The 13,501-nt window shown below is 28.6% G+C and carries 13 protein-coding genes and 1 riboswitch; of the genes, 8 read left to right on the top strand and 5 right to left on the bottom strand.

Going from position 1 to position 13,501, the window contains the following annotated elements:
• Nucleotide 1 precedes the first annotated feature (1 nt).
• Nucleotides 2-883, top strand: a complete 882-nt coding sequence (locus DMR38_RS14940; protein WP_127722048.1) for an ABC transporter ATP-binding protein — start codon at nucleotides 2-4, stop codon at nucleotides 881-883.
• Nucleotides 876-2,468 carry a hypothetical protein gene (locus DMR38_RS14935; protein WP_127722047.1) on the top strand — a complete coding sequence of 531 codons (1,593 nt, stop codon included), beginning with the start codon at nucleotides 876-878 and terminating at the stop codon, nucleotides 2,466-2,468. The genes DMR38_RS14940 and DMR38_RS14935 overlap by 8 nt, the downstream gene beginning before the upstream one ends.
• Before the next feature lie 476 nt (nucleotides 2,469-2,944).
• On the opposite strand, the gene ablB is transcribed toward DMR38_RS14935, so the two are convergent.
• Together ablB and ablA are read right to left on the bottom strand one after the other, a co-directional pair.
• Nucleotides 2,945-3,799: a putative beta-lysine N-acetyltransferase gene (gene ablB, locus DMR38_RS14925; protein WP_127722046.1), complete on the bottom strand. Its 855-nt coding sequence runs from the start codon at nucleotides 3,797-3,799 to the stop codon at nucleotides 2,945-2,947.
• Nucleotides 3,786-5,057, bottom strand: coding sequence for a lysine 2,3-aminomutase (gene ablA / locus DMR38_RS14920; protein ID WP_127722045.1), 1,272 nt, complete (start codon nucleotides 5,055-5,057; stop codon nucleotides 3,786-3,788). Before ablA ends, ablB begins: the two co-directional genes overlap by 14 nt.
• 149 nt (nucleotides 5,058-5,206) lie before the next feature.
• A riboswitch (cyclic di-AMP (ydaO/yuaA leader) is annotated at nucleotides 5,207-5,338 on the bottom strand.
• A gap of 243 nt (nucleotides 5,339-5,581) precedes the next feature.
• Between ablA and DMR38_RS14915 the strand changes: the two genes are divergently transcribed.
• Nucleotides 5,582-6,202 (top strand): GGDEF domain-containing protein, encoded by a 621-nt coding sequence (locus DMR38_RS14915; RefSeq protein WP_127722044.1) that lies wholly within the window; start codon nucleotides 5,582-5,584, stop codon nucleotides 6,200-6,202.
• Between the two features lie 146 nt (nucleotides 6,203-6,348).
• Here DMR38_RS14915 and DMR38_RS14910 read toward each other — a convergent pair whose 3' ends face one another.
• Both DMR38_RS14910 and DMR38_RS14905 read right to left on the bottom strand, forming a co-directional pair.
• Nucleotides 6,349-7,041 (bottom strand): aspartate/glutamate racemase family protein, encoded by a 693-nt coding sequence (locus DMR38_RS14910; protein WP_127722043.1) that lies wholly within the window; start codon nucleotides 7,039-7,041, stop codon nucleotides 6,349-6,351.
• A gap of 14 nt (nucleotides 7,042-7,055) precedes the next feature.
• Nucleotides 7,056-8,510, bottom strand: a complete 1,455-nt coding sequence (locus DMR38_RS14905; protein ID WP_127722042.1) for a PLP-dependent aminotransferase family protein — start codon at nucleotides 8,508-8,510, stop codon at nucleotides 7,056-7,058.
• A 169-nt stretch (nucleotides 8,511-8,679) separates the two neighbouring features.
• Here DMR38_RS14905 and DMR38_RS14900 point away from each other — a divergent pair, with 169 nt between their 5' ends.
• The 3 genes from DMR38_RS14900 to DMR38_RS14890 all read left to right on the top strand — a co-directional run bounded on the left by DMR38_RS14900 (nucleotide 8,680) and on the right by DMR38_RS14890 (nucleotide 10,784).
• Nucleotides 8,680-9,303, top strand: coding sequence for a TetR/AcrR family transcriptional regulator (locus DMR38_RS14900; RefSeq protein ID WP_127722041.1), 624 nt, complete (start codon nucleotides 8,680-8,682; stop codon nucleotides 9,301-9,303).
• Nucleotides 9,304-9,380: 77 nt separating this feature from the next.
• Entirely contained in the window at nucleotides 9,381-9,914 is a 534-nt protein-coding gene (locus DMR38_RS14895) for a MaoC family dehydratase (RefSeq protein WP_127722040.1), read from the top strand.
• A 51-nt stretch (nucleotides 9,915-9,965) separates the two neighbouring features.
• Nucleotides 9,966-10,784 carry a nitroreductase family protein gene (locus DMR38_RS14890; RefSeq protein ID WP_127722039.1) on the top strand — a complete coding sequence of 273 codons (819 nt, stop codon included), beginning with the start codon at nucleotides 9,966-9,968 and terminating at the stop codon, nucleotides 10,782-10,784.
• Nucleotides 10,785-10,835: 51 nt separating this feature from the next.
• Here DMR38_RS14890 and DMR38_RS14885 read toward each other — a convergent pair whose 3' ends face one another.
• Nucleotides 10,836-12,017 carry a pyridoxal phosphate-dependent aminotransferase gene (locus DMR38_RS14885; RefSeq protein WP_127722038.1) on the bottom strand — a complete coding sequence of 394 codons (1,182 nt, stop codon included), beginning with the start codon at nucleotides 12,015-12,017 and terminating at the stop codon, nucleotides 10,836-10,838.
• A gap of 182 nt (nucleotides 12,018-12,199) precedes the next feature.
• Between DMR38_RS14885 and DMR38_RS14880 the strand changes: the two genes are divergently transcribed.
• Together DMR38_RS14880 and DMR38_RS14875 are read left to right on the top strand one after the other, a co-directional pair.
• Nucleotides 12,200-12,985, top strand: coding sequence for an IclR family transcriptional regulator (locus DMR38_RS14880; protein ID WP_127722037.1), 786 nt, complete (start codon nucleotides 12,200-12,202; stop codon nucleotides 12,983-12,985).
• A 147-nt stretch (nucleotides 12,986-13,132) separates the two neighbouring features.
• Entirely contained in the window at nucleotides 13,133-13,318 is a 186-nt protein-coding gene (locus tag DMR38_RS14875) for a DUF3787 domain-containing protein (RefSeq protein ID WP_175413022.1), read from the top strand.
• Nucleotides 13,319-13,501: the final 183 nt, after the last annotated feature.

The raw sequence follows: 13,501 nt of genomic DNA, 5'->3' as shown, positions 1-13,501 counted from the left end.
TATGCTTTCAATAAAAAATGTTTCTAAAAAATATTCAAACAATTTTACAGCCCTTTCAAATTTCAATCTTGAATTAGATAGAGGAATAATAGGTCTTTTGGGTGCAAATGGTGCTGGAAAATCAACGTTAATGAAGATGATTGCAACAGTTTCAAAACCAACTGAAGGTGTTATTACCTGGAATGGATGCAACATCCATAAAAACGGAGATGAACTTAGACATGCTCTAGGGTATTTACCTCAAAGCTTTGGAGTATTTCCTAATTTAACTGCGGTTGAATTTCTAAAATATATGGCAGCTTTAAAAGGACTTAATATGAAAAAAGCAGCAAACAGAATAAATGAACTTATTTATTTATTAAATCTTAGTGAAGCTGCAAATAAAAATATAGGAAAGTATTCTGGTGGTATGAAGCAAAGAATAGGTATTGCACAAGCTCTTCTAAATGATCCTAAAATTCTTATAGTAGATGAACCTACTGTTGGGTTAGATCCTAATGAAAGAATGAACTTTAGAAATCTAATTAATAGTTTATCAAAAGATAAAATAATCATATTGTCTACCCATATAGTATCTGATGCAGAAGCTTCAGCTGAAAAAATAGTTCTTATTGATAAAGGTAAACTTATATGTTTTTGTAAAAATGAAGAGCTTTTAAATTCATTACAAGGAAATGTGTGGGAATGCTTAACTGAAGAAAGTCACCTTAAAGAAATAAAAGACAACTATATAACAGGGAATATCATAAGAAGAAGTGAAGGAATGGTTGTAAGAATAATATCAGAATCAAAACCATTATCAAATGCATTAAGCGTGCTTCCTACCCTTGAAGATGCTTATATTTATTATACCTCAAAAAAGAGAGGTGAAAATATTGAATAGCATATATGAAATTTACTATATAGGAATATCTGATTTTTTAGATAGAATAAGAAGAAAAAGTACATTCATTATAACTCTTTTAATGATGTATATATCCTATTTATTCTTCCCACAGAATAACAGCAGCATTTACTATACATTAAATTATTCTTTTGGTGAATACTTTTATAGAGGTATTTATAATTCGGTATGGCTTGGCTGGGTTTCTACCATAGCCTTTATCAGCGTTGTAACTTTAATTGGCTTTTACTTTGTTAGGAATTCTATAAAGAGAGAGAAGGAACTTTTAATAGGTGAAATAACCGCTTCTATAGGAACAAAATCCTGGATATTTATATTTGGGAAAGCTTTTGGTAATTTATTATTTCTTCTGGTTCAAATGTTTGTAGTTATTATAATTACTATTATAATGCAATTTGTTAGAGGTGAAAGCTACTATTTACAACCAATTAAACTTTTAACACCCTTTTTAATATTAGCAGTCCCAGCTTGTTTTATTACAGCAGTTATAGCAATAATTTTTGAAGTTATTCCTTTTCTAAGGAACTCTTTTGGAAATATAGCCTATTTCTTCACTTGGTCTGGTATATTTATATACTCTATTACAAATAGAACTTTTATCTTAGCAGATGTTTTTGGAATAAATACTATTTCCAAAATAATATTAGAACAATTAAAGCATAGCTTTAAGGAGTTTTCCAGTGTAGATTCTTTTAGCCTTGGAACAAGCGGGCCGCTTCATAACAATATTAAAACTTTTATAATGGATAAAGTAACTATTGGTTTAAATATACTACTTGGAAGATTATTTTGGATTTTTATAGGGATCCTTTTGCTTTTTTTAGCCTCCATGTTTTTCAAAAGAACTTCTCTTATTAGAACAAAAGCTTCTGCAAATGTTAATAGTCTTGTAAAAGAAAAAGAATATACTTCTTTTAAAAGAACAGTGTTAAGTGAAATTTTTGAAAACAAAACTTATTCCAATAACCTCAGCATATTAAAAAGTAATCTTAAAATTATACTTGCTTATCCTAATTTATACTGGTATGCAGTCTTAATTTTCTGCTTTATAGGAGTATTCTTTTCAGAAGGCGACAACTTAAATAAACTTTTAATTCCTGTAATATGGATTTTACCTATTTTAATATGGTCTAAATTAGGTACTATTCAAATGGATTTTAATATGGAAAGTTATCTTTTAACTTATAAAAATTACAGGAATGCAGAGCTTTTAAATTCAGCTACTGCTGGAATTTTATTTACTATACTTATAAATACATCTGTGATAATAAAGTTTTTACTAATGCATAACTTTTTAAGAGCTGCTTATATTTTAATGGGAATCTTCTTTGTAAATTCCTTAGGAATTTTTATTGGAAATTTTGCTAGAAGTTCTACCGCTTTTGAAATAACTTATATAATTTTGTGGTATGTAGGTATATTAAATGGTTTAACAAATTTAGATTTTCTTGGCATTACCTCAAAGGCTGCAAACTGTCATATTCCAATTATATTTTTAGCAATTGGAGCTTTTCTCATAGCAGCTTCAATGGTAATAAAAAATAGTAGAATTAGGAGTTATTAATATGGATGTTGGGGTATAGGCAGCAAAACGCGGAAATTATACACTAAGGATTAAAAAATCAAGTTAATATATATAGAATTATTTTCTACCATGATTTAAAATAAATTCTTACATATTAAGATATAGATTACTAAATTAGATTGCAAATAAATTTATTTTTTCTGATCTTCTGTAATTCCTATATATCTTAAAGTTTGAGATTTTAGGGAATGATTGAATATATCCCATAAGCAATTCTAAACATGTACCATAAAATTATAGAGAAGCATGGTGGAACTATAAAATTAACTTCCACTGAATTTGAAAAAAACTTATTTATTATCTCTATTCTTCTTAAATTTTAGATTGACTATATATTACTCAAAAAATATGCAAGTAGCCATATTTTAATTATATTTTTGGTAATAGTGATCATAGTTAAAAACAATAGGGTATGTATTTTACATTAATACATACCCTATATAACTTTTATATAATTAGTTAATAACCTTAACCCAAATATTCATGTTTTCAAAGCCCCCGCATATATTGCAGTTATTTATTAGTTTACCTCTAAAGGTATAGTTGTGTTTACTTAATACAAAATTGATGCTGGGATTTATTGCTCTAGAAAGGCTATATAGACTAATAAATCCCATTTTCTTAAGATCTAATTCTAAAAAATAAATTATATTTGATAATATGCCTTTACCTCTGTAATCAGGATAAGTAGCACAATCAGTCATTTCTGCATTTAAGTTTTTTTTGTCTAAATCTGCCGATGCTGCTCCGACTATTTTTCCATTGTCCACAGCGACTTTGTATAAAACTTTTTTATTCATAGTTTGTTTTAAATATTCTTTGTCACATACAGGTGATGGGTACGTAATGAATATGCTAGAAAATAAAGCTATTAATTCATCTATATCATTTTCTGTAGCATTTCTTATATTGTATTTAAAGGTATTTTCTTTAAATACAAAGTTATTTTTAACATTTAAACTTTGTAGTAAAAATAGATTCTCTTTCTCTTCATTTTTATAGCTTTTTCTGCTATCTGTTATGAAATATGACATACAAAAAGCGTCTTTACCTTTAAAGAAAGCGTCAATTTTACCTTCTAGTTGGAATCCAGAATTAAAAAGAGTTTTGTAGGAATTAATATCACAATTGCAAATAATTTTGCTTAAATGATGATTTGAAGCAAAATGTATTATCTGTTTTACGCTTTGCAGTGATATATTATTAAAATTAATTATTTTTACACGATTATTAGTATGATCAACATATATATCATTTTCATCTATTTTGGTATGGTAATCATAATCAGATTTAGGTCTATTTATGAGCACTATTTATTTCCCTCCTTCTCATTCTAAAATTATCTTTTGGAATTAAGCAGTTTTTTTCATTTCTAAAAAGTTTTTCCAGCCCTTTAGACTCATAATTTTTAAATTTATCACATATTCCGCAATGTTTACATTTATGGGATTTATCAGAAGGCTCCGTGTAGGTGCACAATACTCCTTCATAGTTTCTAAGAATTAGTTTGTCAGGTGATTGAGAAACTACATATTGAGGATTAATAGGTATTTTACCGCCTCCTCCAGGGGCATCAATTACAAAAGTGGGAACTGCAAATCCAGAAGTATGTCCACGTAATAATTCCATAATTTCGATACCAGCGGATACAGGTGTTCTAAAATGTTCTATTCCTTCAGATAAATCGCATTGATATATATAATAAGGTCTTATTCTATTAGCTACTAATTTTTGTACAAGGCTTTTCATAATGTATGGGCAGTCATTTATATTTTTTAGAAGTACAGATTGATTTCCAAGAGGAATTCCAGCGTCAGCAAGCATATTACAAGCTAATATTGAGTCCTTGGTTATTTCATTTGGATGATTAAATTGTGTATTAATCCAAACTGGATGATATTTTTTTATAATATTGCATAGTTTAGAAGTTATCCTTTGAGGCATAACAACAGGAACTCTTGTACCAATTCTTATCACTTCAACGTTATCTATTTTACTTAATTCTTTTAATATAAATTCTAATTTTTCATCTGAAACACATAGTGCGTCTCCACCAGATATTAATACATCACGTACTTCTTTATGAGCTTTTATATATTTGAAAGCTCTTATCAAATTACTGGTTGATAAAGTTTTATCAGCATGTCCTGCAAAACGTCTTCTTGTACAATGTCTGCAGTACATAGAACATTGTTGGGTAATAAGTAGAAGGACTCTGTCTGGATATCTATGTGTCAATCCTGGAACTGGTGAATCAAGAGTTTCATGTAATGGATCATTACTGTCACATTTAGAAATTTCTGTCTCATAAATTGTCGGAATTGCCTGCCTTCTAATTGGACAATTATAGTCATTAGGGTCAATTAATGTAGCATAATAGGGTGTTATTGCCATTCGTAATTTCTTCAGACTTGCTTGTACACCATCTTTCTCTTTATCATTAAGATTTACAACTTGTTCTAATTCTGCTAATGTCGTAATTCTATTAGAAATTTGCCATTCCCAATTGTTCCATTCGTCTGGGGAAGTATTTCTCCATAATGGTATGTCTTTATAGTTCCTTTGCAAGTTAAAAAACTCCTTTCAAAAGTTCGTGATTTGTAAGATGATGCTTAATCACTGCAAAAAATAATAAGCTGCAGAGAAGTGAAATGCAACTTATTAAATCTACTAATTATATTTATAGTAAAAAAAGCACAAAATATATATTATATATTGAAACTTCCCTTCAATGCTTACGAGATTAGCTGACGGATTCGGATCGAAGAAATTAACCCTACCTATCACGTGGATAAGATTCACCCCAAAAATTGGTTCTCCCGCTCAAAGTGATTAAGCATTATCAATATTTAAATTATATATATAAGTATATCATAGCAACATATATATGTCAACATATATATGTTGCTATACTAAATTCAAACATATGCTAAATTAAATTTATTTTTTACTGGAATAGTTTTAGATTTGAAATTATAATTATAGATGGCATTATAGTATTATATATTTGGAAAATTAATTTTAATCATAGAATACTAATACTGAAGTGTAATAAATAAATTAATTAAAGATCATATATGGAGGTTGTTTTGATGAATAGGGAGCTTGTTTCTAAAGAGTATATTGTATCTAGAATGGAGGAATTGATATCAAAAAATGAAGGCCCTTTTAGTATTGTAATTGCAGATATTGACAATTTTAAAAATATAAATAATTTATATGGAAATGATATTGCTGATAAAGTAATAGAAAAGCTTATATTAATTTTAAATAATAATTTGTTACCTGAAGATAGTATTTATAGACATGGTGATGAATTTAATATATTACTTGCAAAACAAGGTGCTGAAAGGGGATTTATGCAATTAGAGGAAATAAGGAGGTATTTATCAGATAATACATTTGACATAAGTGATAATATGAAAACAGAAGATATTTATTTTACTTTAAGCTTTGGAATTGCAAGTTATCCAAGAGATGCTAAGAATGTAGTTGAACTTTTTAGAGTAGCAGATAGTGCTTTGTTTAGGGCTAAAGAACTGGGCAAAAATAGAATATGTCTTTCTGAATCAGAAAGTATGGTTTTAAAGTCTAACTATTTTACAAAAACACAACTTGATAGACTTTCTAGACTTTCTAAGTCAACAGATAGAACTGAAGCATTTCTTTTAAGAGAGGCTCTTGATGATTTGTTTAAAAAATATAGTAAATAATGTTTGTTATAAAAATAAAAGGCGTTTTATTTTTATAATAGGATGGCATAGGTATTAAAATTAATATAAGAACAGCAGTTAATTACTTCTGCTGCTGTCCTTATATTAGAATATCAGTTATAGTATAAAGTATTTCTTTAGTTTATTTACTTTAAAGCAAACTCAACAGCAGAAACAGCATGGATTGTTGTTGTGTCAAATATTGGGATATCTACATCTTTTTGTTGTATCAAAAGAGGTATTTCGGTACAGCCAAGAACTATTCCTTCAGCACCATTTAAATGCAGATTGTTTATTATTTGCTTATACTTTTCTCTTGATGAATTTTTTATTACACCTTTACATAATTCATTGTATATGATTTGGTGAATAACTTCTCTACCATCTTCATCTGGAATACTTACGTTTATATTGAATTTATCTTTAAGAACTTTTTTATAAAAACCTTCTTCCATAGTAAATTTTGTTCCAAGGAGTCCTACAGTTTTTATATGTTTTTCAATTATTTTTTTACCTGCAGCTTCTGCTATATGTAAAACCTTGATTCCAGCTTTGCTTTCTATATCAGGAGCTAGTTTATGCATTGTATTAGTACATATTATGATAAAATCAGCGCCGCCTTTTTTAAGACTTTGAGCAGCATTAACCATTATATTTGATAATTCCTCCCATTTATTTTGATGTTGAAGAATTTCTATTTCATTAAAGTCTACCGAATATAATATACATTCAGCTGAATGAAGTCCTCCTAAGGTTTTGTTAACAGTTTCATTTATAATTTTGTAATATTCTAAAGTGGATTCAAAACTCATACCACCTATTAAACCAATTTTTTTCAATTTAAACATCTCCTTTAAATTATTTCAGATATACTAAGTTGCAATAACTTTATACCTTTTATAATTTCTTTATTTTTAGGATAAGTAAAATTTAACCTTATAAAATTACCTTTTTCATCCTTTTTAGTGTAGAAGGAGTTTCCAGTGACATAATTTACTCCATTTTTTAAAGATATTTTTAAAAGTGAATTTAAGCAAATATTATCTGGAAGCTTACACCAAATATAAAAGCCACCTTCAGGTTTAAAAAACTTTATACTTTTAATATTGCTTGTAAGTTCTTCAGACATCAAATCTCTTTTTAGAGAATAGCTTTTTCTTATTTTTTTAATATGCTCTTTATAATAGCCCTGTCTCAAAAATTCACATACAATATGCTGACTTAAGGTATTTACATGTAAATCAGTAAGCTGCTTAAACAAACTCAGTTTAGCTATTACCCTTTCTGGAGCAGCGATCCAGCCAACTCTTAAACCGAGAGAAATTACTTTTGAAAATGTACTTAAATATATTACATAACCACTTTTATCTAATGCTTTTAAAGGCGGTAGATAGTTACCTTCATATCTGAGTTCGCCATAGGGATCATCTTCAATTATGGGGATTCCATATTTTTCTGAAATTTTAATGAGGTCATATCTTCTTTCAAGACTCATAGTGATTCCTGTTGGATTTTGAAAATTTGGTATGGTATAAATAAATTTTGGGTTAAATTTGTTAATTAAACATTCTAGTACATCAACTTTCATGCCGCATTTATCCATAGGAATACTTATGATTTTAGCACCCAGTGTCTGAAGAAGTTGGATAGCTCCAAAGAACGTTGGGTTTTCCACTAATATTACATCATTATAATTTACAAAAGTTCTTACAACTAAATCCAACCCCTGCTGAGAACCAGAAGTAACAATTATGTCGCTTGTAGATATTCTAACTTCTTTATTTAACATAAGTTTTCTAATTTCATTTTTTAAATCTTTGTTTCCAGATACGGGACTTTGAAAAAACATGTTTTTTGCTTCATTTTTTAATAAATCCATTTGTATTTTCTGAAATTCCAATTGAGGAAATAGATCTGGTGATGGCATACCGCCGCCAAACGAAATCATTTTGCTATTGATATCAGTATTCATAATTTTACTTATTGTATTATCAAAATTATTATTTGAACTTTTGCTGTATATTTCATCCCAAAACAAGCACTTTTTATGATCATTTTCTTCATGGTTGTCATAAAAGCTAATATAAGTGTCTCTTCTAGCATTTGAATCAATGAGACCTTTTTCTTTAAGCTTGTCATAGGCCTTAATTACTGTACTTCTATTAACTTTTAATGTATTTGCAAGTTGTCTTTCAGATGGTAATGTGTAGTTTTCAGGAAGTATTTTGGAATAAATCATATTTTTTATTTGATTTTCAATTTGAACGTATAAAGCAATTTTACTTTTTCTGTTTATTTTAATTTCCATACAATCACTCACTTAGCTAAGGTTGTTCTTAAGTTTATTATATCAACTTGGGCGTATTTCAAAAACATCCAGTTTAAATATTTATAATACCATCCAGACTTCGTTGACAAACAAACTGTCATATTATAAAATGAATTATATATTCAGTTTTACATTGGCGGAGGGTAAAATGGCTCAAATAAAAAAAGACAAAATTAGGCAGGCAATTGAAGGTTCAGCGATAGATATATTTCTGGAAAAAGGGTATCTGAATACAAAAATGAAGGACATCTCTGAAAAGGCTAATATATCAGTAGGAAATATTTATATTTATTTTAAAAACAAAGAAAATTTATTTTATACTGTTTTACCACAATCTTTTGTAGATGCTTTTAGAAATTATAATTCTAATATATTTCCAATATTAACAAAAGCCTTTTTTAATAATGAACAAGATTTACAAAAGTATATTCCAAATCATAAACAGGTAGAGGATTTAATAGCGAATCGTAAAAGATTATTGATATTGTTAAGGTGCAGTAAGGGTACAAAATATGAAAATTTGAAAGAAGAGATATTAGAAAATGTAATACAGCGGGAATGTAGTTATCTGCAAAAATATAATTTTGCAGATAACTGTAGGACAACTCAAAATTATAAAGTAATAAGAATGGTGTTTTACAATATGCTCAATATGCTGCTAGATTCCCTAGAAGGTGATATGAATGGGGATGAACGAAGAAATGTGATAAGATTTGCGTTTAAATACAATTATGATGGATTTAAAAGATTACTCACAGAATACACTAAGTAAGACTATTGCTGTATCTTAAACATAAGTCATAAATAGATTAGATATATTGTATAAAGTATTATAAGGCGGGGGATAAAATGATAGATTTATTTAGAGCATTTGCTACAAAGGATGATTTTTTTTATGATGGTGCATTTATTGCCAAGGTAAAATACCAACGATTTCAATCAAAATTAGAAAATGAAACTTACAAAAATGAGATTATGAAAAGAAATAGACGACTTTGTATAATTAATTGCAGTGGATATGTTAATAATGAAGTTGTAGAAACGTTAACAGTTTATTTAATGATGAATGCAGTAGTTAAAGAAGCTACTCAATTAGAACCTATCAAAGATGTGGGTACTTTATGGCGTAATTTTTCAAAAGAAGAAATTGTAGATTTTAGTCATCTTACAGGAGATATAAATTCCATTCATCTCACTGAAAATCCCGTTGTACAAGGATTGCTTATACTAAAAGAACTTTGTGATACAATTCAAACTAATGAAATAGAAGTAAAGTACGTTCATCCTGTTTATGGGGGTAATCCAGTTTATATAAAATACGAGGAAAATCTTATTGAAGGTTTTAGTAATGGTATATTATGCTTTAAAGCAACCCTGCTTTAAAATATGAATAAGAAAAGCATAAAATTACATTGAAAAAGGAGTAAAAACTTTATGATGAATGTAAATAGTGAAAAGTGTATAGGATGCGGACAATGTGTTAAAGATTGTTTTGCAAGAGACATAGAGATAATAGATGGTAAAGCTAAAATCAATAATATTACTTGCATAAAGTGTGGGCACTGTATTGCAGTGTGTCCTAAAAATGCAGTATCAACAGACGAATATAACATGGAAGATGTAAAAGAATATAATAAAGAAGATTTTTACATAGATGCTGATACTTTATTAAATTTTATTAAGTTTAGAAGAACTATAAGGCAATTTAAAGACAAAGAGGTAGAAGAGGAAAAACTACTTAAAATTGTAGAAGCTGGAAGATTTACCCAAACAGCAAGTAATATGCAGGATGTATCTTACATAGTTGTAAGAGATGGAATACAGGATTTAAGAAAATTAATAATTGAAAGTTTAAATCAAATTGGAGAAAAAATACTTAAAGATACAAATGAGAAAAATATACTTTATCAAAGATATGCTAAAATATGGATTGATATGTATAAGGAATATAAAGAAAACCCTAAAAATGATAGATTATTTTTTAATGCTCCAGTAGTAATAGTTGTTACGGCAAGACAGGAAGTAAATGGAGCTTTAGCATCGTCAAATATGGAACTTATGATTAAATCTTTAGGACTTGGAACGTTGTTTAGTGGTTTTTCTGTTGCGGCTGCCCAAATGGATGAAAAAATAAGTAAGTTTCTTGGAGTTAAGAAAGGGAGAAAGGTTGTAACTTTCATGATAGTCGGATATCCTAATGTGAAATATTTAAGAACTGTACCAAGGAGAAAAGCAGATATACGATGGAAGTAAATATTACAAATTACAAAGTGGTATATTGTAGGGCTTCAAAGAAGCCCTCTGTTACAAAGCAGATACCATGCATTTATTAAAAATGTTCATTTTTTCTATACGATTAAATGCTTCATTCATTTTTTGGGTATTTACTGTCATGGCAAGTCGTATGTATCCTTCACCACATTTACCGAAAGCATTACCAGGAAGTACAAGAACATGAGCCTCATTTAGCATTTTATCTGCTACTTCTTTTGAACTAAGTCCCGTATCTTTTATATTGACAAAAAGGTAAATACTGCCCCGTGGTTTTAAAACCGACATATTTGGTATTGAACAAATTCTATCATAGGCGTAAAAAATCCTCTTTTTATATTCGGAAACAATCTTAGGTTGTATTTTATCTCTATTTTTAAGTGCATGAATAGCAGCACGCTGGGATATTGAAGGTGAGGCAAACACATTATTTTCATTTATATCTTTAGCAGTTTGAATGATAAATGAAGGTGCAATAAGATAGCCTATTCTCCATCCTGTCATGGCATAGTTTTTGGAGAAACTGCCAATTGTAATTGTACGCTCACGCATTTTTTCAAGAGTAGTAATTGGAATAAATGGTTCCTCGTAGCTAAATAGTGTGTAAATATCATCTGCAATTATGATTAAATCATATTTAATGGCAATTTCTGCAATTGCTTTAAGTGTTTCTTTTTTAAAACATGCTCCTGAAGGGTTATTTGGTGTATTTATTATTATTGCTTTTGTTCTATTAGTAATTAAGTTTTCTAATCTTTTGGGATTTACTTGAAATCCTTCTTCTTCAAAGGTTTCAAGATGTACAGGAATACCTCTAGCTAGTTTTATTTGCTGTGGATAGGGAGTAAAATAAGGATCGTGTATTATGACTTCGTCTCCATCATCGAGAATAGCTTCTAGAGCAAGCCACATTGCATGACATCCACTTGTGGTGATCATGCATTCATCGCTTTTAACGTTATAATCATATTTATCTAAATAAAATTTGCGTATTTCTTTACGAAGTTCTGGATCACCTAAAGAGTCTGTATAGTGTGTATGACCATTCATGGCATCTTCAAATGCTTTTTTTATTATAATTTCGCTAGTTGTAATATCAGGATCTCCGAGACTGAAATCAATAATATCATCAAATTTTTTTAAAAGATCATTACTTTCACCCATTGGAGTGGATATACTATTCCAATATCTTTTAGATAAAAATTTATTTTTCATACTAAATTATCTCCTTATAATAAAAATTACTTCTGAAACGGTGTTTCAAAGACTATTATAGCATGTATAAAAATATTTTCAATAAATATTCAATAATGTTTATAAATATTCAATAATAAATTGACGTAATTTATAGATAATATTATTATATTAACATAGTGTAATAGAGGAGGGGTTCCTTTTTGACTAATAATTCACAAAATTATGATAGTATTTCTATGGTTGATAGAGCAATTCAAATTATAAATGAAATATATAAATCAGAGGTTCCTATTGGTGTTTCTGAAATATCTTCTAATCTTGATTTACCAAAGGCAACAGCATATAGAATTTTAAATACCCTTTTTCAAAATTCCATTATAGAAAAAGATAAAAATGGAAAATATGGTTTAGGATTAATCTTTATTCAGTATAGCGAAAAAGTGAAATCTAAAGTTGACTTAAATTTGATTGCGAAACCTTTTATGGTAGATCTTTCTGCAAAAACTGGAGAATCTACAAATTTGGGAATATTAGATGAGGATAATGTAGTGACAATTTTCAGTGTAAATGGAGAAAGTTCAGTACTTGTTTCAAGATTAATACCTGTATCTCCTCTGCATTGTTCATCTATGGGAAAAATATTTCTTAGTTATCAGGATGACGAAATTATTAAAGCTTACTTTAAAAGGCATAATCAAAAAAGAACAGTAAACACTATATCAAATTATGAGGATTTTTTGTTAGAAAAAAAGAAGATAATAGCAGAGCAAGTTTCTTACGATATAGAAGAGTATGAATATGGTTTAGGATGCATTTCTGCACCTATATATAATAGTAAAGGAAAGATTGCAGCAGGGATAAGTGTTTCAGGACCTATCAGCCGCATGAGGTTTAAAGGTATAGAGTATATTGAAAATGAGTTAAAAAATATAGCAAATAAGATTAGTGAGAAAGTGAAAGTATTAGGGATTAATATTACATATTAGGGTGGTTGTAAAGTAGTTATGGAAAAATCAGATATTAATCAATGACAAGTGAGATAAAGTGACTATAATAAAAATCACTTGTAATTTTTATATTAGCATCAAATGTTATATTTTTTCATACATTTTTTAAAATTGAAGATAATATGTATGAGAGGAGGAATTATTGTGGAAGGAGATAGAACTAAAGATGGTTCCATGGAACTGCCAATTGAAAAACACGATACTGCAGCATGGGCAAATATCCATAAGGAAAAATCAATTTCGAAAGTATCAGTGCCAAGTGAATTTGATGTTAAGAATGCTAAAGAATATGTAGATTCTAATGAAAAATAATTCCTATTATAAAAGACCTAACTGATTGGTTAGGTCTTTTATCTGATGGCTACCTATTTGTAACACTTCCACTTCTATCAAAGTGGAAGATAACAGTAGCTACGCCCCTAGATAATTCATCTAAACTTAGTGGGAGAAACAGAACTCTAAAGAGAAAGCGACTATCACCAAATCAAAGATTTG

It is taken from the genome of Clostridium sp. AWRP, assembly GCF_004006395.2.
In the GTDB taxonomy this organism is placed as follows: Bacteria; Bacillota; Clostridia; order Clostridiales; family Clostridiaceae; genus Clostridium_B.
The sequence above is the reverse complement of the archived record's forward strand: the minus strand, read 5'-3'. Positions and strand labels throughout refer to the sequence as shown.